Annotated in this window: 17 protein-coding genes, 1 pseudogene and 1 other annotated feature; of the genes and pseudogenes, 5 read left to right on the top strand and 13 right to left on the bottom strand. The window is 35.5% G+C overall.

All coding sequences use genetic code 11. From position 1 onward, the window contains the following. Positions 1-78: 78 nt before the first annotated feature. Positions 79-615, top strand: coding sequence for a peptide-methionine (S)-S-oxide reductase MsrA (gene msrA, locus DM800_RS11305; protein WP_087983044.1), 537 nt, complete (start codon positions 79-81; stop codon positions 613-615). A gap of 163 nt (positions 616-778) precedes the next feature. Here msrA and DM800_RS11300 read toward each other — a convergent pair whose 3' ends face one another. The 5 genes from DM800_RS11300 to DM800_RS11280 all read right to left on the bottom strand — a co-directional run bounded on the left by DM800_RS11300 (position 779) and on the right by DM800_RS11280 (position 4,111). After that, positions 779-979 (bottom strand): hypothetical protein, encoded by a 201-nt coding sequence (locus tag DM800_RS11300; protein ID WP_087983046.1) that lies wholly within the window; start codon positions 977-979, stop codon positions 779-781. Between the two features lie 204 nt (positions 980-1,183). Further along, the gene (locus tag DM800_RS11295) at positions 1,184-2,080 is read right to left on the bottom strand and encodes an RCC1 domain-containing protein (RefSeq protein ID WP_147786867.1); all 897 of its coding nucleotides are present in this window, start codon (positions 2,078-2,080) and stop codon (positions 1,184-1,186) included. 164 nt (positions 2,081-2,244) lie between these two features. Next, positions 2,245-2,886: a FusB/FusC family EF-G-binding protein gene (locus DM800_RS11290; RefSeq protein ID WP_085310389.1), complete on the bottom strand. Its 642-nt coding sequence runs from the start codon at positions 2,884-2,886 to the stop codon at positions 2,245-2,247. 110 nt (positions 2,887-2,996) lie between these two features. After that, positions 2,997-3,683 carry a DUF421 domain-containing protein gene (locus DM800_RS11285; protein ID WP_088062986.1) on the bottom strand — a complete coding sequence of 229 codons (687 nt, stop codon included), beginning with the start codon at positions 3,681-3,683 and terminating at the stop codon, positions 2,997-2,999. Positions 3,684-3,847: 164 nt separating this feature from the next. Next, a complete protein-coding gene (locus DM800_RS11280; protein ID WP_087983052.1) occupies positions 3,848-4,111 on the bottom strand; it encodes a CD3324 family protein in 264 nt (87 codons plus the stop codon). A 326-nt stretch (positions 4,112-4,437) separates the two neighbouring features. Between DM800_RS11280 and DM800_RS11275 the strand changes: the two genes are divergently transcribed. After that, positions 4,438-5,142 carry a polysaccharide deacetylase family protein gene (locus tag DM800_RS11275; RefSeq protein WP_087983054.1) on the top strand — a complete coding sequence of 235 codons (705 nt, stop codon included), beginning with the start codon at positions 4,438-4,440 and terminating at the stop codon, positions 5,140-5,142. A gap of 35 nt (positions 5,143-5,177) precedes the next feature. Here the strand turns inward: DM800_RS11275 and DM800_RS11270 are convergent, their stop codons facing one another. Beyond that, a complete protein-coding gene (locus DM800_RS11270; RefSeq protein ID WP_060489936.1) occupies positions 5,178-6,515 on the bottom strand; it encodes a sodium-dependent transporter in 1,338 nt (445 codons plus the stop codon). Positions 6,516-6,818: 303 nt separating this feature from the next. Beyond that, positions 6,819-7,041, bottom strand: a binding site (T-box leader). 221 nt (positions 7,042-7,262) lie between these two features. Between DM800_RS11270 and DM800_RS11265 the strand changes: the two genes are divergently transcribed. Then, positions 7,263-8,897 (top strand): putative polysaccharide biosynthesis protein, encoded by a 1,635-nt coding sequence (locus tag DM800_RS11265; protein ID WP_087983056.1) that lies wholly within the window; start codon positions 7,263-7,265, stop codon positions 8,895-8,897. A 38-nt stretch (positions 8,898-8,935) separates the two neighbouring features. Here DM800_RS11265 and DM800_RS11260 read toward each other — a convergent pair whose 3' ends face one another. The 4 genes from DM800_RS11260 to DM800_RS11245 all read right to left on the bottom strand — a co-directional run bounded on the left by DM800_RS11260 (position 8,936) and on the right by DM800_RS11245 (position 12,586). Next, positions 8,936-9,760 (bottom strand): DUF4037 domain-containing protein, encoded by an 825-nt coding sequence (locus DM800_RS11260; protein WP_048543298.1) that lies wholly within the window; start codon positions 9,758-9,760, stop codon positions 8,936-8,938. Positions 9,761-9,853: 93 nt separating this feature from the next. Continuing rightward, the gene (locus tag DM800_RS11255) at positions 9,854-10,366 is read right to left on the bottom strand and encodes a GNAT family N-acetyltransferase (RefSeq protein WP_087983247.1); all 513 of its coding nucleotides are present in this window, start codon (positions 10,364-10,366) and stop codon (positions 9,854-9,856) included. Positions 10,367-10,446: 80 nt separating this feature from the next. Beyond that, positions 10,447-11,364: a cysteine synthase A gene (cysK, locus tag DM800_RS11250; RefSeq protein ID WP_000762271.1), complete on the bottom strand. Its 918-nt coding sequence runs from the start codon at positions 11,362-11,364 to the stop codon at positions 10,447-10,449. 10 nt (positions 11,365-11,374) lie between these two features. Beyond that, positions 11,375-12,586 (bottom strand): MFS transporter, encoded by a 1,212-nt coding sequence (locus tag DM800_RS11245; RefSeq protein WP_087983058.1) that lies wholly within the window; start codon positions 12,584-12,586, stop codon positions 11,375-11,377. A 244-nt stretch (positions 12,587-12,830) separates the two neighbouring features. Between DM800_RS11245 and DM800_RS11240 the strand changes: the two genes are divergently transcribed. Further along, positions 12,831-14,471, top strand: a complete 1,641-nt coding sequence (locus tag DM800_RS11240; protein WP_147786866.1) for a peptide ABC transporter substrate-binding protein — start codon at positions 12,831-12,833, stop codon at positions 14,469-14,471. A gap of 41 nt (positions 14,472-14,512) precedes the next feature. On the opposite strand, the gene hflX is transcribed toward DM800_RS11240, so the two are convergent. Beyond that, the gene (gene hflX, locus DM800_RS11235; RefSeq protein ID WP_061673188.1) at positions 14,513-15,772 is read right to left on the bottom strand and encodes a GTPase HflX; all 1,260 of its coding nucleotides are present in this window, start codon (positions 15,770-15,772) and stop codon (positions 14,513-14,515) included. Between the two features lie 483 nt (positions 15,773-16,255). Continuing rightward, positions 16,256-16,790, bottom strand: a pseudogene (locus DM800_RS11230) (cobalamin biosynthesis protein CbiN). 180 nt (positions 16,791-16,970) lie between these two features. Between DM800_RS11230 and DM800_RS11225 the strand changes: the two are divergent. Further along, positions 16,971-17,954, top strand: coding sequence for a ketoacyl-ACP synthase III (locus tag DM800_RS11225; RefSeq protein ID WP_087983062.1), 984 nt, complete (start codon positions 16,971-16,973; stop codon positions 17,952-17,954). 84 nt (positions 17,955-18,038) lie between these two features. Here DM800_RS11225 and DM800_RS11220 read toward each other — a convergent pair whose 3' ends face one another. Continuing rightward, positions 18,039-19,307 (bottom strand): MFS transporter, encoded by a 1,269-nt coding sequence (locus DM800_RS11220; protein WP_097906898.1) that lies wholly within the window; start codon positions 19,305-19,307, stop codon positions 18,039-18,041. Positions 19,308-19,358: the final 51 nt, after the last annotated feature.

Here is a 19,358-nt window from a genome sequence, read left to right as displayed (position 1 = left end):
TCTAAATCTTTTTTATTGCGTAATAAAAAAGATTGTATAATACTATATAAAACATATATATTTAGGAGGATTACAACAATGTCCGAAAAAACATACGAACTCGCAACCTTCGCAGGCGGTTGCTTTTGGTGCATGGTAAAGCCATTTGATAAACTTCCTGGTATTCATAAAGTACTTTCTGGCTATGCAGGTGGTCATGTAGAAAACCCAACATATGAACAAGTAAAAGCTGGTACATCTGGTCATTTAGAAGTTGTACAAATTACATTCGATCCTTCTATTTTTCCATATGAAAAATTACTAGATTTATATTGGCCACAAATCGATCCAACTGATGATGGCGGACAATTCTTTGACCGCGGTCCCTCTTATCGCACTGCTATTTTTTATCATAATGAAACGCAAAAAGAGCTTGCTGAAAAATCAAAACAAGCTCTTGCAGAAAGCGGTATGTTTAAAGAGCCAATCGTAACTGAAATTCGCCCGGCTGCACCTTTTTATGAGGCTGAAGAATACCATCAACATTTTTATAAAAAAAATCCGGAGAAATATGCTACTGAGCAAAAAGAATCTGGCCGTGAAGACTTTATAAAAGAAAATTGGCAAAAAAAATAATAAAAATGCATCGTACCTTTTAAGTACGATGCATTTTTATCTTTGAAAAAAGTACCATACAATGATGAGAACAACCGCTGTCAATGTCCAAAGTGCGATTTCATTTTTCACTCTACTCTTTTTCTTATTCATTTCCTCTCCTCCTAATAGAAATACAACATATTCAAGATTTCTTCTGTTTAATTGTCCACCTTATATACGTGAATACATCCTTACAAATTTTTATAACAAGACCACCAATAATTCCGATTGCAATTGAAATTACTAACATCTGTACAAAACTAAAAGTAGTTGTGTATGTTATGTAGATAACAATGCATACAAGTAAAACATCCGGTAAAGAAAGCAAAAACTTTTTAAGCATTTCTTCAGCTCTCCTATGCTTTATTTGTAATTTATACTTTCTACTGTAGCTTTGAAATAAAGTTTGTTCCAAAATTCCATTTAGACACTCATTTTATGGAAAAAGAATAAGAACCTCTTTTAAAAAGGGGTTCTTATCTACATATCCTATTCCATAATTACTCCTAAAATAGAATAATATTACTAGTGATTTGTTGTGAATTAACTATTTGCTAGGCAATCGGATGTTACGCCAGCTACCTACATCGCATTGACCGTATGTATTATCACCTACTGCTACCACCGTGCCATCTAATTTCAGACCGACCGTATGCGCACAACCCGCCGCTATCGCTACAATATCACGCCAATCGCTTACATTACATTGACCATACTCATTCCAGCCGACTGCCACCACGGTACCGTCTGATTTAAGTCCGATTGTATGATTCGTACCAGCCGCTATTGCCATAATATCTTTCCAGCTGCCTACATCGCATTGACCAAGTTTATTATTACCCACTGCCATCACTTTGCCATCCGATTTCAAACCAACAGTATGAAGATAACCTGCCGCCAACTCCACCATAGCACTCCATCCACTTACATTGCATTGGCCATATCGATTATTCCCCACAGTCGTCACTGTTCCGTCCATTTTAAGACCGACTGTATGCCAGTCCCCCGCCGTGACCACCACAATATCTCTCCAGCTACTTAAATTACATTCTCCTTCTTTATTTCGCCCCACTGCTACTACTGTGCCATCCGGTTTAAGGCCAATGGTACGACGCCACCCCGCCGCAACCGATACAATATTATGCCAGTCGTTTACATCACATTGATCATGCTTATTCCACCCCACCGCTTCCACAGTATTATCACTTTTAAGAGCGATTGTATGAGCATTACCCGTGTTCGTCGCCATATGAACATTGCCCGCTGCGACTGCTTCAATATCACACCAACCGCTTACATTGCATTCTCCTTCTTTATTTCGCCCCACTGCCACAACTGTGCCATCCGATTTAAGAGCAACTGTATGACCACGACCTGCCGCTATCGTATCTTTAGGCCACCGTTTCACTTTTAACATTTCTTCTTTCGGTGAAATGTAATTCATGTTTTACCTCCTTGCATATAAGCAACTGTATCCAAATAGATATTTTTATCTAATTTCATTATAAATGACCCGACTTTTTTTATAAATTTACAGCTACAAAAGAAGCCTATTATTACTTCTTCAAAAAATAAAAACCTCCAGTTTAAATACTAGAGGTCCCTTCTTTATTTCTTCAATCGTTCAATAAAATCGTTCAATTTATCAAGTGATTTCATATTCTGATTACAAGCTACACCATCTTTGCAAATATAGTTTCCCTTTTTAACGAAAGTTCCTTGTACATCACCTTTAATTTCAACTAAAAACATCCCAACTTCTTCATGTCCATGACATAATGAACAAATGCTCTTTTTATTTAAGCTTTGGAACGTTCCTTGCAGACCAACAAACTTATTTTTATCATTTTTCGCTATTATAAATTTCCTACTTGACCCTTTATCAATCCAGCTTAAATAAGATAATTCTTTCATATCCAGTTCTTCCATGTCAGGAAGTTTTAATTTTTTTGCTTTAGGAAATAATTTTTTTAATGTTTGCGCTGTAACTTCCTGAAACGGAATGACATACGGATTTATTTTCAGTAAAAACGATTCTGCATCTTCTCTATTTTGAACTGTTAATACGGTATCAATTAACTCTTTCTGTTCATCCGTTAAATTCTCAAATACATGTATTATTTTTTCAATCGCTAGTGATTTTAACGCTTGAATGACACCTCTATCATTTGCAGTTGCATGTCCATTTGCTAAAATATAAGCTTGTGATTTTATAAAATTATATTGATCACTTCTAATAAAAGCTTCCATCTTTATCACTCCATACAAATTGTTGATCTAGTCTTATTGTATACAATGATTCAGCTTTTTGATATGTAAAAGATAACTTAGAAACGAATATTACATACATCGATTATATTTTACCGCTCCATTTCCTGACAAAAGAAACCATCGTCTGTTTTCCATTCAGCATATAATACATCCTCAAATTTAGTAATCCCTCTTTGCTTTATTTGCTTGTACAGCCATCCTTCATCAAAACCAGCTTCCCTCAAATTATCTTTCACTACTTTTCCATCACTAATTAATGAAATTGGTAAGTATACAGGCTTATGTTTTAAACTTAAATCATTTATAGTAGGAGATTCATATTTGCTCTTTTTCAGAACGCTTATGTTTCCGTTAGGTTCCAAAATCATATATTCAACTTCTCGAATTGAAAAAATATCTTTTTGCTGCCTAAGCATTTGTTGTAATTGATTAATATCTAAATGATTTGAACTTAATTGTTCTCGGTCAATCTTTCCATTACGGATAATAATTGAAGGATACCCTTCAAAAAACCTTCTTGTTCCTCTTATTTTTTGTGTTATCACTTCTATTGAATAAATTAAAATTACCCAAACAAATACTGAATATAAAATAGACCACACTTTAATTTTAGGATCATATATTGAATTTCCAACGAGCTCACCAAGGACGATAGCTGAAATAAAATCAAAGGGGGTTAGCTGAGATATTTGTGTTTTCCCTAGTATTTTTGTAGCAATTAATAGAACAAAGAAACCAATTAAAAGCTCTATCGTTATTTGTCCAATATGATTCATAAATGCTCACCTTTCTGCTTTTCACTCAAATGTTCTATATTCTATTTAGTAAAAAAACGACACATTTTTCTATTATTTTGTCCATTCATACGCAATATATCCAATAGATACAAAGCAAAAAAGAGTCTAGTTCAATTTAATAATTGAACTAGACTCTTTTATTTTTATTTAGAATACACGATCTTTTTAATCGTTTCTCCGGAAAGAAAATGCTCCTCCGCAAGTTGATGAATGGAAATTCCGCTTTTAAACGCTTCTTTAATAGCTTTATTTCTTTCATCTAATTGTTTTCTTCCTCCAGATCGTGTACCCCATTTATAATGTTTCGTTTCTTGTTTTGGAATGTAAATTGTTTCACCTTGTATATATTTTTGAATTTCAATAATTAAACTTTCTGGTAAAACCGTTGCAGCTTTAACGTATTTCATTTCTGCTCGCCCCTTATTTTTTATGGTTCATTTCAATAAGGTGCAAAGCCAAATATAAAAAATGATACGAGCTCATTTAGGCGATTGTATATTACTTGTCTACCTCACGCAAAGTATCGCCATTTCCATACTTGGCTTTGCATGAGACGCTGCAGTGTCCGGCAATTGAATTGTAATCGCCATATAAACACCTCCTAATATACCTTTTGCATTTTATTATATGATAAATTCCTCCCCCTTGCATCCACATCCTTTTTAAAGCATGAAATTACTTAGTTTGATATAATACTTTTTAGTCCAATTCAAAAATATAGTGAGGTTGCTTTATGAAAAAGAAAATAATTATTACAATCGTTACATTATTCATTATTACTGTAGCATTATTTGGAACATACAAATTAATGAACGCAAGAAGTTTTCAATTGTTTGGAGATTTAACAAACCGAGTAGAAACAAATGAAAAAGTGATTGCTTTAACTTTTGATGATGGTCCTACGAACAATGTAAAACAAATATTACCGCTACTAGATACATACAATGCAAAAGCTACTTTCTTTTTAATCGGAAATGAATTAGAAAAAAACCTATCGTTAGGAGAAGCTATCGTACAATCTGGACACCAACTTGGAAACCATACATATTCTCATAACAGAATGGTTTTTAAAACACCTTCTTTTATTAAAGAAGAAATAGAAAAAACGAATTCATTAATCCGCCAAACGGGATTTACAGACACAATTGACTTTAGACCACCAAACGGAAAAAAGCTAATTGGTCTGCCCTATTATTTAAATAAAAACAATATCGAAACAATTACATGGGATCTTGAACCTGATACTTTTTATAAATCTGCTGCTGATAAAATTGAATATGTTAATAAAAATGTACAACCAGGTTCTATCATTTTACTGCACTCTATGTATGATGAGTCTAATGAAAATTTACAGACCATCGAAGGTATTTTAGATTCTTTATCTAAAAAGGGCTATCAGTTCGTAACAGTAAACGAACTGCAAAAAAGAGCAAAGTAAAAAGGTAGCGTATCATAGAGCGATACGCTACCTTTTTAAATAATGCCAAGTACATTTAAGAATACGATAATAATCGCAATTGGTGCGATAAAGCGAAGTAAGAATAACCATAATACGAACAGTTTATAGCCTTTATTTTTACTTACACCAAGCTCTTTCATTAATACATCTTTCTTCATTTTTAAAGGAACAAAGATGGAAACTAATAAAACACCAAGTGGCATTAGTACGTTACTCACTGCATAGTCCGCTAAATCAAAGATTGTCTTTCCGAAAATTTTCAGATCACTTAATATACCAAATGATAATGCTGATGGTACTCCAACAACGAAGATTAATAAACCTACGATTAAGGCCGTTTTTTCACGTTTGCCTTTACCTTTTGATGTTAACGACGCAACACTAATTTCTAGCATAGAAATAGCAGATGTAATCGTTGCGAAGAAGAACAGCAATAAGAAAATAACGAAGAATACTTTTCCGAACGCCATTTTACTGAAAATAGCAGGTAATACGATAAATAATAATCCTGGTCCTTGAGATGGTTCTAATCCAAATGCAAATACAACTGGGAAAATTGCAAGTCCTGCAAGTAATGTAATTACTAATGTTAAAGCTACGATAGAAAATGCTGAACGCGGTAAACTTTCTTCCTTCGGTAAGTATGAACTATATGTTACCATTACTGCTACACCGACCGATAATGAGAAGAACGATTGACCCATCGCATATAAAATAACTTCTGATGTTACATGTGAGAAATCAGGTTGTAAGAAGAAACGAACTCCTTCTCCCGCGCCGTCTAATGTAAGGGCACGAACAATTAATACAAAGAATAAAACGAATAGCGCTGGCATGAAATATTTATTTACTTTTTCAACACCGTTTTGTACGCCTTTACTTACGATAAAAATAGTAATAAGAATGAATAATAACTGTGCTCCTACTGCTAAATAAGGATTGGAAATGATTTCACCAAACGTAGCTTCGTATGCGCCATTTCCTTCCCATAGTCTACCTGTAATTGCATTCCATAAGTATAATAAAATCCATCCCCCTACAACACTGTAGAAAGAAAGTAATATGAAACAAGTTATAATCCCTAATTTCCCTAACCATGGCCATAATGTTTTGGGTGCGATTTCTCTATATGCATCAACAGCCTCTTTTTGTGTACTTCTTCCGATAACGAATTCAGCTAATAATAGCGGTAAACCAATTAATAATGTGAAACCGATGAAAATAAGGAAGAACGCCCCGCCTCCTCCGATGCCGGCCATATATGGGAATTTCCAAATCGCCCCAAGACCAATTGCTGAACCTGCTGCAGCTAATACGAAACCTAATTTCGATGTCCATTGCTGTGAATTCATTTGTTAATCTCCTCTCTGTCTCTTTTTCTTTGTTTCAGTTCAGTATTTATATTGTTCTATCAATACTCTTTTCTAATACATTCACTTCCTCCCTAATAATAAAAAAAACGCCCCTACGTAAATACGTAGGGACGACAAAAATATCGCGGTACCACCCTAGTTATGAAGATACAACAAAGTTAGGACCTAAATAAAAAACGTCCCTACGCAAATACGTAGGGACGATAAATTATCGCGGTACCACCCTAGTTATGAAGCCACAACAAAGTTAGGACCTAAATAAAAAACGTCCCTACGTAAATACGTAGGGACGATAAATATCGCGGTACCACCCTAGTTGTGAAACAATCTTCACCACTTTATTTGATAACGGTATAAACTACCGTCTTTCATTTCCTCACAATGTGAGATTTATGAAAGATGCTCCAGGACGAACTTCATGAATAATCTATATACTGATTCACACCAACCATCAGCTCTCTGAAATAGGGAGATATTCACTACTATACCCTTTCATTGCCCAAATATTATTTTCCGAATTGATTACTATCATTTTTATCACACATTAAAAATAGTGTCAACTTATATTTTGAATTTTTATGTATTACGTTCTATTTAAAAAATGTAAAATATGACTTTTAAATGAATAATATTAGAATATTTATGTTCCATACTATATTAACTTCTCTAACAGGTTTATAGTAGTATACGATAAATGCAAGACAGCACGAGTAGGAGGAAAGAATTTTGTCTACTTCAAAAGTTTTAAAAGGTACTGCTTTATTAAGTGGTGCAACAATGATTTCACGTATATTAGGTTTTATATACTTCTTCCCTTTTCAACTATTAGTCGGAACACAAGGGGTCGCTTTATATGGATATGCATACTCTTGGTACGGTATTTTATTAAGCTTTTCAACAGCTGGTATTCCTATTGCTGTTTCCAAATTTGTTGCAAAGCATAATGCGCTCGGTGATTATAGTACAAGCAAAAAATTATACAACTCTAGCGTAAAATTAATGTTGTTTATGGGCTTTTTAGGGTTTTTAACTTTATTTATTGGAGCACCATACATATCACAATTTATTATTCGCTCGAAAACGCCAGATCCACAATTTATCGCCGACGTAACACTTACGATGCGAGCATTAAGTTTCGCACTTATTATCGTACCAGCTATGAGTGTTACACGTGGCTATTTCCAAGGTTTTCAACATATGAAACCAAGTGCCGTTTCTCAAGTCGTAGAACAAATTGCGCGCGTGGTTTTCATTTTAGTTGGTAGTTTTATCGTTTCAAAACTATTAGGGGGGGCAGTCGCCTCTTCTGTTGCAGTTGCTACGTTTGGCGCTGTTATCGGAGCGCTTGCCAGCGTTTCGATTTTAATGCTGTACTGGAAAAAATATAATAGATTAAAGCCTCCCGAAGGAGAATTAAAGTCAAGGGCATCGAATATTCCATTAAAAAATATTTATATGGAATTACTTCGATATGCAATCCCAATTGTATTTGTCGGTATTGCAATTCCACTCTACACGTTAGTAGATCAATATACTGTAGCTGATGTCCTTAGGGCGATGGGCGAGCCGTTAGAAACAGCGAATGCAGTTTTCGCTTATATAACGAACTATGCCCAAAAGTTAATTATGATTCCAGCTTCTCTTGCAACTGGATTCTCATTAACGATCATTCCGGCTATAACGAAATCGTATACAAGCGGGAAACTAGAAGAACTACAAGAACAAATTGCAAAGATATTTCAAGTCTTATTATTCTTCACTATCCCAGCTGCATTCGGTCTTGCTAGCATCGCTTACGATGCCTTCCGTATGGTTTATGTAAATCCTGAAATTGCACTTGGGGGATCACAATATTTAATTTCATTTGCACCTTCTGCTATACTAAGTGCGATTTTCACAGTTTCAGCAGCTATATTACAAGGAATCGATTATCAAAGAAAAACGATGATCGCTTTCTCAGTCGGTATTCTCGTTAAAGTTTTAGTAAATACACCGCTCTTACATTTATTTGGCGGACACGGTGCTGTACTTGGAACAATTCTTGGATACCTCGTTTCCAATGTTATTATGTTGTACTGCATCATTAAGTTTGCGAAATTTAAAATTGGTGAGACAGCAAAAACAGTACTTCTTATTACAATTTACTCCGCTGCAATGTCTGCTGTTGTAATTGCATTAAAAGCGATTTTAAAATGGATGATTCCTGGACAATCCTATATGGAATCACTTCTCATTGTCTTTATATGCGGCGCTGTAGGAGGGATTGTTTATCTTTTATTCGTCCTAACGAGCGGACTTGCTTCACATATTCTCGGTGATAGACTTCAACGATTACCCATACTAGGTAAATTAGTCAAATAAAAAGAAGGGAGGTAACTCATTGTTACATCCCTTCTTTTTTACTTCGCATATTGTATACGTTTTTGTTGTTCAGTAATATGTAATTCTGGAGCATATTGTTGTACTAAATGTAATAGCTCTTCAATTAACACTTCTAACTCCTGTACACTATACTCCGGTTTCCCTATTAACGTATTTGCCATACGCTCGTATAGATTTTCAGGCTTAATAATCATTCGTTCCACATTATGTGGCATCCATTTAAATGCCGGATGATGTACATACATTTTATTCAAACCAAATAAGACCCCAAATATATTTCTTTGCACTTCACAAATAACATCATATAACATAAGCCAGTCTTTTCGTTTTAAAAGCGCCTCTCGATTATGCCAGCGATTACTTAACCAAAGATTTTCTGAAATCATCCGTTTCGCTAGGTCTTCTGGATATGCCACCACTCTATCTTTTAATTCATGTACTTTCTCTTCTCCATACAAACTAACACCATCATGAACGGATGATACGATACATTGTTTTTCATAACTTATATCATATTGATCCACCACATCCGAAATAACTTTCTCTACAGTTTCAGTTAAAAAGTTACTAATCTCTAATTTAATTCCCTCTTTTGTCAAATACGTTTCCGACCATTCTTCTTCCTCGTAAGGGTGATATGACAAAATTGTTCCACCAATATAGTTAATTGGCCCTTTGCGATCCTCATCCTCTGGTGGCATTGACCATAAAATATGCAATTCTATATCTGAATGTTCATCTTCTAGTTTTCTAGCTACTGAACCCGCTAAAATAATAGTCTCTACTTTCGGATTTCTCCTATAAATCTCCGACATTTCTATTGCTTTCTCTTTTAATCCCACTTCATTTCCCCCTATAATTGCAGTACACAGTTACCTTTTCATTTATCTATTTCGATATTATGCATTGTATTCCCTTTTCAATGTCCCACTAAATCATATTTCTATCCAATAACGCTGAACAATTTCCCCAGTATGAACAGAAACTACTTCATCTTCTAACATACCGCCAACCTTTTGAATCGTTTTAGCCGAAGCGATATTAACTTTATCGCAAGTTATTAACACTTTCTGTAACCCTAACTTCTGTGCTTCATCTAATGCAAGTTGTAGTTGTTTCGTAGCGTAACCTTGACGACGTTTATTTGGATGTACACTATAACCGATATGACCGCTTTCCAGTAATAATTCTTGGTTTAATCTATGTCTAATATTCACAAAACCTATAAGTTCCCCTTTTTCAAAACTTAAAAATTGACTAGACGGTACTCGATTACCTTGTAAGTTTTCTTCCACTTCTTGTATACTCACTTTTTCAAACCATTTATCGAGAGAATCAAAATTTTGTAAAGAACTACTACCATGTGGTTTTTCATCCGTATGTAAAAATGCCTCCCGATACTCTATAATTTGTTCGCTATATTCATTTGTTGGTTTTAATAGTTTCATTGTCATTCTCTCCCCTCTTTACAACCTAAAACAAACAGCTTAATCGTGACAATTTCACGATTAAGCTGTTTCTATCAATTTCATTCAAATAATCCCATACTCAAATAACGTTCTCCTGTATCAGGTGCAATACATAAAACTTTTTTACCTGCGCCTAGACGTTTCGCTATCATAATTGCTGCGTAAACAGATGCTCCAGACGATGGCCCAACTAATAAACCTTCTTGTCTAGCTAAGTTTCTCATTGTCGTTAAAGCCTCTTCGTCTGCAATTTGAATAATTTCGTTATACACTTCTGTATTTAAGTTTTTCGGGATAAACCCTGGACTTGTTCCTACTAGTTTATGAGGACCTGGAACACCGCCTGATAAAACGGGAGATCCTTTTGGTTCTACTACTGCAATATATAAGTTTGGTAGCTTCTCTTTTAACGTTTCCCCAGTACCTGTAATAGTTCCACCAGTTCCAGCCGTTGCTACGAATGCATCAAGCTCGCCATCCATTTGTTCATAAATTTCAAGTGCAGTCGTATAACGATGAATATTCGGGTTTGCTGGATTTTCAAATTGTTGCGGAATAAAACTATTTGGAATTTGCTTTTGCAGTTCTAATGCCTTCGCAATTGCTCCTGGCATTCTTTGTTCTGCCGGTGTTAAAACTACTTCCGCTCCGTATGCTTTCAATAAATTTATACGCTCTTTTGACATATTGTCTGGCATAATTAAAATTGCTTTATACCCTTTCGCAGCTGCATTCATTGCTAAGCCTATTCCTGTATTTCCGCTTGTCGGTTCAATAATTGTATCTCCTGGTTTGATGAGACCATTCTCTTCTGCAACGTGCAGTAAATTATAGGCAGCGCGGTCTTTCACACTGCGTGATGGATTAAACATTTCTAGTTTTACATACACATCCGCTGCGTCTTCTGGAATAAATTTAGATAATCGGACGACAGGTGTATCTCCTATTAATTCTGTAACATTTTCACATAATTTCATAGTGCATCCCCTATTCTATCGTTTTCTTATCACTTGGTAATAACCAAGAAGTAAGTCCAATTAATGGTAGACAACTACATAGTAACATAATGAATTGTAGACTATATATGTCAGCCAATTTCCCAAGTACTACAGATCCTAAAGCTCCGAGTCCAAACGCAAGCCCTACAATTAATCCAGATACCATCCCTACTTTTCCAGGAACAAGCTCTTGCGCATAAACAACAATTACACTAAAACTACTTGAACTAATAAAACCGATACATAAAAATAGTGGTACGACCCACATGAGCGAAACGTGAGGTAATAAAAGGGCAAGTGGCGCCGAACCTAGCATTGAAAATAAAATAATTGTTTTCTTTCCAAATCGATCTGCTAACGGTCCACCAAAGAAAGTTCCTAATACACCGGCAATCATAAATGCGAATACGAAATACTGGGCATTTTTTATAGATAAACCGTAATGCTCAATTAAGTAAAATTGATAAAAATTCCCTATACCAGCACCGTACCAAGAACGTACAAAAGTAAGAAAAACAAGAAGTAGAATAACAAATTTAATATGTGTACTTACAATCGCATTTTCCGCCTCAAGCGCAGCCCTCTTTTTTCTTCTCACAGCGCCAGTTGCTAATTCATTCCTATACCAATTTGATACGAAAATTAATAATACAATTCCTACTGCTGCAAAGGCTGTAAAACCTAAAGAACCAATTTGGCCGAGCGGAACGAAAATTAGCGCTGTAAAAATAGGAGCTAAGGAATTCCCTGTATTTCCTCCAACCTGATAAATCGCTTGCGCTAAACCTCGTTTTGCACCAGCTGCCATATAAGCAACTCGAGCACCTTCTGGATGAAAGACTGCGGAACCTAATCCGATAAATAAAACAGAAATGATAACAATAATAAAGTTCGGTGCAAATGCAAGTCCAATCATTCCAAGCATACTCGAAAACATACCGAGCGGTAATAAAAATGGTGATGGCTTCTTATCTGAATACATACCAAAAACCGGCTGCATAATCGATGACGTCATATTTAATGCAAACGCAATCCATCCTACTTGCATATAAGATAAATTCATCGTTTTTTCCAAAATAGGAAACAATGCCGGCACGACTGCTTGCATCGAGTCATTTAAAAAGTGACCGAAACTAATCGCAAATAGAATTCGATATATCGTCGGTGTTTCCATTGTATTTTTTTTCGAAACTGCCTGCATATATGTATTTCTCCTTCCTGTACAAAATATATATTTATTACAGCAAGTGTAATAAAGTAAAACTTTAACCTCGATAAATTCTGACTTTTGAAACATTTCTATTCTATACTGGTTTCATTTCTTTTTCCAGAAATATCACTTCTTACATAATATATTTTTTCTATAAGTTTTATCGGATTTATTTATAGAAATTTTCTATATTTTCTTTTATACTAGGACAGAGATGAAGGAAAGGATGACAACTATGAAGAAAAAAACTAAAGGAATCGTTGCACTCTCAATCACATTATCTATGTTTTTAACAGCATGTGGTCAAAAACAAGAGGCAACAACTACCGGAGAAAAGAAAAAAGAATCTTCAAAACAAGTATTAAACATTGTAGAAGCTGGGGAAATTTCTACACTTGATTCATCTATCGCAACTGATGGGTTTTCTTACGCTGCATTAAACAACGTAATGGAAGGATTATATATGCCTGGCCCTGACAATAAACCTGTTCCTGCAGCAGCTGAATCATACAAGCTGAGCGAAGACGGAAAAACATATACATTTACATTACACGATTCAAAATGGTCAAATGGTGATCCAGTTACTGCACATGATTTTGAATATGCATGGAAACGTGCTGTTAATCCAGAAACTGCTTCTGAATACGCACATATTATGTTCGATATTAAAAACGCAGAAAAAATAAATAAAAAAGAATTACCAATTGACTCATTTGGTGTAAAAGCAATTGACGATAAAACGCTTGAAGTACAGTTAGAACACCCTGTTCCATACTTTTTAGGGTTAATGGGATTCGCAACATTTTATCCTCAAAACAAAAAAGTTGTAGAAGCGCAAGGGAAAAATTACGGACTTGAAGCTGCAAATGTAGTTTATAACGGGCCGTTTCAATTAAGTGAATGGAAACATGATACAAGTTATAAAATGTCAAAAAACCCGAACTACTGGGATAATAAAAATGTGAAGTTAAGTGAAATTAATGTAAATATCGTAAAAGATACTTCCACAGCCGTTAATTTATTTGAAAGCAAACAAGTAGACCGAATTACGATTAATTCAGAGTTTGTCGATAAATATCAAAAAGATCCGAGCTTAAAGAAAATGGAACGTCCTTCTATGACATTTTTCCGATTTAGCCAAAAGAATCCTTTATTAGCAAACAAGAATGCTCGAAAAGCTATTTCGCTCGCTTTTGATAAACAAGGAATCGCAACAACGATTTTAAATAATGGTTCTATACCTGCGAATGCATTTGTTCCGAAAGGATTCGTAAAAGGACCTGATAATAAAGATTTTCGCAGTACAAGTAATGTAAAAGTAGGAACAAATGTGAAAGAAGCTAAAACACTATGGGAAACTGCAAAAAAAGAAACAAACTTACAAAACGCTTCACTTTCAATCATAACAACTGATGAGTCTAACGATAAAAAAATTAGCGAGTTTTTAAAAGGTGAATTGGAGAAAAACTTACCTGGCTTAAAAATCACATTACAGCCCCTTCCAGTAAAAGCATTTTTAGATCGTGAAGGAAATGGTGACTATGAAATTTCACTTTCTACATGGGGACCAGATTATCCTGATCCTACAACATTCTTAAATATGTTTGTCACTGACGGACCGTTTAATAAGATGAGCTATTCAAACAAACAATACGACGAATTAATTGAGAAAACGAGCTCTACTTTAGCAACTGACTTACCAGCACGTTGGAAAGCGTTCCAAGATGCAGAGAAAGTCTTACTGGAAGATGATGCAGCTATCGCTCCAATCTTCCAATCAGGCCTGGTATATTTAGAACGTCCAACAGTAAAAGGTGTTGTTATTCGTCCATTTGCAGGAATTTATTCTTATAAGTGGGCCTCTATTACAGAATAAGAAAAAGGCGATCCTAACATATATTAGGATCGCCTTCTTTATTAAATTGCAAAACGCTTATACTTTTCGTAATCACTCGTCTTACATTCTACTTCTAGTTTTGTACCTTCGTTTTCATAACTTGTAGATAAAACGTGCGCATGATTATTGAAATAAGAAACTACCTGTCCTTGATCATACGGAATTAACATTTCACACTTCGTATACTCTTTATAGATATGTGAACGAATCATTTCGACAAGCTCTTCTATCCCAACATGTTTCTTCGCTGATAAATAAACGCGGTCTTCTTGTACTTTCGGAATTTCAACATCTACCATATCTGATTTATTATAAGCATAAATGGTTGGAATATTTTCTACTCCAATTTTCTTTAACGTTTCATTTGTAATGTCAATTAACTGTTCGTAATTTGGGTTCGCGTAATCTACAACGTGAATAAGTAGGTCTGCTTCCGCTACTTCTTCTAACGTTGAACGGAATGCTTTCACAAGGTGATGCGGTAATTTGCTTACAAATCCAACTGTATCTGTTAATAGGAATGATTTGTTATCTGGCAAATCAATATTTCGCACAGATGTTTCTAGCGTCGCGAATAACATATCTTTTTCAAATACTTGTTTTTCTTCTGTACCATTGTAAATTTCAAGCATTGCATTCATCGTCGTTGACTTTCCGGCGTTCGTATAGCCTACTAATGCTACAACTGGTACTTCATTTTTCTTACGTTGCTTTCGCTGCGTTTGACGCTGGGCAACAAGTGCTTCTAGATCTTTATTTAAAACTGAAATCTGTTCTTCAATTTTACGACGATCTAACTCTAATTTCTTCTCACCGACACCTTTATTTTTCGTACCAACTCCGCCGCTCTGTCTTCCTAACGATTCACGAAGACCGATTAAACGTGGCATCATATACTGAAGATGCGCTACCTCTACTTGCAACTGTGCTTCTTTCGTTTTCGCACGTTGCGCAAAAATATCTAAAATTAATATGGTACGGTCAATTACTTTACAATCTAAATCTGCTTCTAAATTTCGAATTTGAGAAGGAGATAATTCGTCATTAAAGATTACCATATTCGCATCTACTTCATTTACATAAGCTGCTACTTCTTCAATCTTTCCTTTTCCAATATAATGGGACGGATTTACTCGTTGTAAATTTTGCGTCACTTGCCCAATTACCTCTACATCACAAGCTTCTGCAAGATTTGTTAGCTCTTCCATTGAATATGCAAAATCATCTTCATTACCTAAATTTACTCCAACTAAAACTGCTCTTTGTAATAATTCTTCCATATATTTATTCCTCCATTTCGATTACGTAAAATAAAAAACACAGGTTACTGCCTGTGTTTTCGTAAACGGATAAGGGTTCACCAAAGAAATAGGAGAAAGCTATACTTTCATCCTATCTCATAGTCAATAAGTCCCAAAATCATATACGCATCCACAATAAGTGTTCACCTATACGATCCCATTCTATTTATAAAGGCAAAACAAAAAGAGGGCGTATTCGTCCCTCCCTCTTTTTCACATATAAGCTTAATAAAGGGTTCCTTTAAAATAGGCAGACCAATCCCGTTCACTCTGCACACAGACAGAGCCTTTGAGCGCTATTCAATTATTGGCACAAAGTATTGAGACGTAATCTGATTAAGATCAAAGGAAGCCCCTCCGTTCATTTTAAGTTACATAAAGTGTAGCATAAGTAATTCGCTTTCACAAGATTAAACCACCTATAGAAACAGAAAGAAATTCTTTATATATTTACTTTAATCGTCATTTTTTGCGCATTCTTCTTACACTAAAAATCACAAAAGCTACTATCAGTAACAGACCTATAGAAAGGGTAACAACTTGCCACCAACTGAAACCGCTGACCATCTTCTCTTTTAAATCGACTTTCTTCGTCGGAATAGACTCTTTTGCAATTTGACTTAAAGCCACTTTCTCCGCCCCTGCCTCATCTAATCTCTTCGTTCCACTACAACTATGTGTGTAATTGTTTTTCTGATCCTCTTTGAGAAGAATATACTAAATACTCTCCTCCTTCTACAAAGTGAAATACACAATCACCACCATTTGTATATACAATAAGTTGCGAAGAAGTTGTCCCTTTCCAAATTTTCTTCACTTCAAATAATACTTCAATCCCAACCCCAATTACCTTCCCCTCAAATACTACATCGTTTTTTTGAAATGCATCTTCTGCTGATACGTTAATACAATCACAAGCATAAGATTTCCCTGGAAAAATAATAAGAATAAAGCTACAAATAATGACAACAGGCAATATATACAAAATTCTTTTCAAAGAGCCCAACTCTCTTCATTATCAATTTTAAAAACTTATCGTATATTATTTTTTACAACACTCGCCAAATTCCTTCATAGTAAGTTAAGCTTTTTCGTTTCAATACAATAAAAGTCTTTATTGACATTTTTATAACCTAATAATAGTATCAGGTTATAAAATAAGTTAGGAGATGTTCCCATGCATTCTAAATCTCGTATTACTGCAATTGGTACTTATGTTCCAAATCAAATATTATCTAATAACGATTTAGAGAGAATGATTGATACGAATGATGAGTGGATTGCACAAAGAACAGGAATGAAGGAAAGACGAATTGCGAGCAAAGACGAATACTCTTCACACTTAGCCATTCAAGCAATTGAAAATTTATGTACAACTTTTAAAAAGAACTTAGAAGATATAGACTGTATCATCGTCGCTACAACAACCGCTGACTACGTTTTCCCTAGTGTCGCGTGTCAAATACAACAACATTTCAGCATACCTCATACAATAGCATTTGATTTAAATGCAACTTGCGCTGGTTTCACATATGGCTTGCACGTTGGGAATAGCTTAATCACTTCTGGATCACACGAAAAAGTACTTGTCGTAGCGACAGAGACATTATCTAAAGTTACTGATTACACCGATAGAACGACTTGTATTTTATTTGGCGATGGTGCTGGAGCTATTTTATTAGAAAGAGATGAAAACAAACCAAGCTTTATTGCCGCACACATGGGAACAAATGGGGACGGTGGTATTCATCTATACCGAACAAACTTATCTACAACCATGAATGGTACACCACTGCAAACAAATGAAAAAATCGTGCAAAATGGAAGAGAAGTATATAAATGGGCAACACGCACGGTGCCAACAGGTATAAAAGAACTATTACATACCGCAAATATGCAAATAGATGATATAGACTGGTTCATTCCCCATAGCGCTAACTTACGAATGATCGAATCTATTTGTGAGAAATCTCAAATTCCAACACAAAAAACATTAACGAGTGTGGAATTTATGGGGAATACATCTTCCGTCTCTATTCCACTTGCACTAGATTTGGCTAGAAAAGAAGGAAAATTAAATAATGGAGACACACTTTTACTATACGGATTTGGCGGTGGGCTTACGCATTTAGGGCTTATTGTGGAGTGGGATTTAAACTAAAAGTTTTTTATACAATTCACTACAAAAAAGCTGCATTCAAAGATTGGTTACCTCCCTTTGAACGCAGCTTCTTTTATCTTAACTTTATTTACCTGTCCGAGCCCATATCACAACAGGAATGAGCATGAAAGCTAACACTCCTCCAGCTAATGACAATGCCGCATAACTTGAATTCGCCACTACCATACCTGACATCGCTCCACCTGAAGCTCCAGCTAGCGCAATAAACACATCTATTTTCCCTTGTGTTTTTGCACGTGTGGAAGGTATAGTTGCATCAACAATTTGAGCAGTACCACTTATTAAACCGAGGTTCCATCCTAATCCAAGTAAAGACAAAGCAACAATTAATAGTATTAAAGAATCACTCGGCGCTATTGCAGCTATGACACCTGCCGCTAGTAAAATTACTCCGCCAGCTATACTCATCGTAGTTCTTCCAATTTTATCAATTAACATTCCTGTAACGAGAGAGGGAAGGTACATTGCACCTACATGAAAACCAATCACAAGCCCTACTGCACTTAATCCATGACCGTGATGCCCCATATGAACTGGAGTCATCGTCATAATTGCAACCATCACGATTTGAGTAAGTATCATTACGATTGCCCCAACTGTAATACCTCGTTTATTTTCTGTCGCTTCTTCTATTACTGGTTGCCCTTTATATATATGCTCTTGTTTATATGTTTCTATCATATTAGCAATAAGTAACGGATCTGGACGAAGCATAACAAATAGAACAAGACCCGCCAGTATAAATGCCGCTGCTGATAATATGAACGGACCAGCAAGTTCAGGAATTCCAATTGAATGAGCAAACCTTCCCATTACACCTACTAAATTTGGGCCTGCGACTGCACCAAAAGTCGTCATTACCATCGTAATACTAATAGCAGTTGCTCTTTGCTTCTTATTCGCTAAATCCGTTCCAGCATAACGCGCTTGTAAATTCGTAGCTGTGCCCGCGCCATATATAAGTAAAGAAACTAGTAAAAGAATAATACTATTTGTTAAAGCTGCCCCCACAACTCCGATAGCCCCTAGTCCGCCTACTATAAAACCTGCCGAAAGCCCTATACGGCGACCATGTTTTTGCGATAATTTTCCAACAAAGAAAGCCGCTACCGCAGATCCCATTGTAAACATAGCTGCCGGTAATCCTGCATATGCATCTGTCCCAAGCATTTGCTGCGCAAGAAGTGCACCTACTGTAATGCCAGCAGCTAACCCTGCTCCGCCGAACATTTGTGAGATGCTGACGATTATTAATGTTCGTTTGTATAATTTTTGTTGGTCTTCTTCTGTGTACATACGATTACTTATTGAAGCATCTGCTGTATCTATCATTCTCTCACCCTCTCTATAAAACTACTACCTCTTGTTAATGTACTATAGAAC

The sequence above is a fragment of the Bacillus sp. AY18-3 genome (assembly GCF_008042305.1).
GTDB classification, from domain to species: domain Bacteria; phylum Bacillota; class Bacilli; order Bacillales; family Bacillaceae_G; genus Bacillus_A; species Bacillus_A wiedmannii.
Note: the sequence above shows the minus strand (reverse complement) of the source record. Positions and strands in the feature narration are given on the sequence as shown.

Excerpts from the sequence above, each read along its gene's own strand:
- DM800_RS11285 (WP_088062986.1), bottom strand. The coding sequence starts at position 3,683 with ATGAATCATATTGGACAAATAACGATAGAGCTTTTAATTGGTTTCTTT.
- DM800_RS11270 (WP_060489936.1), bottom strand. The coding sequence starts at position 6,515 with ATGAATTCACAGCAATGGACATCGAAATTAGGTTTCGTATTAGCTGCA.
- DM800_RS11240 (WP_147786866.1), top strand. The coding sequence starts at position 12,831 with ATGAAGAAAAAAACTAAAGGAATCGTTGCACTCTCAATCACATTATCT.
- DM800_RS11225 (WP_087983062.1), top strand. The coding sequence starts at position 16,971 with ATGCATTCTAAATCTCGTATTACTGCAATTGGTACTTATGTTCCAAAT.
- cysK (WP_000762271.1), bottom strand. The coding sequence starts at position 11,364 with ATGAAATTATGTGAAAATGTTACAGAATTAATAGGAGATACACCTGTC.
- DM800_RS11295 (WP_147786867.1), bottom strand. The coding sequence starts at position 2,080 with ATGAATTACATTTCACCGAAAGAAGAAATGTTAAAAGTGAAACGGTGG.
- hflX (WP_061673188.1), bottom strand. The coding sequence starts at position 15,772 with ATGGAAGAATTATTACAAAGAGCAGTTTTAGTTGGAGTAAATTTAGGT.
- DM800_RS11245 (WP_087983058.1), bottom strand. The coding sequence starts at position 12,586 with ATGCAGGCAGTTTCGAAAAAAAATACAATGGAAACACCGACGATATAT.
- DM800_RS11275 (WP_087983054.1), top strand. The coding sequence starts at position 4,438 with ATGAAAAAGAAAATAATTATTACAATCGTTACATTATTCATTATTACT.
- msrA (WP_087983044.1), top strand. The coding sequence starts at position 79 with ATGTCCGAAAAAACATACGAACTCGCAACCTTCGCAGGCGGTTGCTTT.
- DM800_RS11300 (WP_087983046.1), bottom strand. The coding sequence starts at position 979 with ATGCTTAAAAAGTTTTTGCTTTCTTTACCGGATGTTTTACTTGTATGC.
- DM800_RS11255 (WP_087983247.1), bottom strand. The coding sequence starts at position 10,366 with ATGAAACTATTAAAACCAACAAATGAATATAGCGAACAAATTATAGAG.
- DM800_RS11220 (WP_097906898.1), bottom strand. The coding sequence starts at position 19,307 with ATGATAGATACAGCAGATGCTTCAATAAGTAATCGTATGTACACAGAA.
- DM800_RS11280 (WP_087983052.1), bottom strand. The coding sequence starts at position 4,111 with ATGAAATACGTTAAAGCTGCAACGGTTTTACCAGAAAGTTTAATTATT.
- DM800_RS11290 (WP_085310389.1), bottom strand. The coding sequence starts at position 2,886 with ATGGAAGCTTTTATTAGAAGTGATCAATATAATTTTATAAAATCACAA.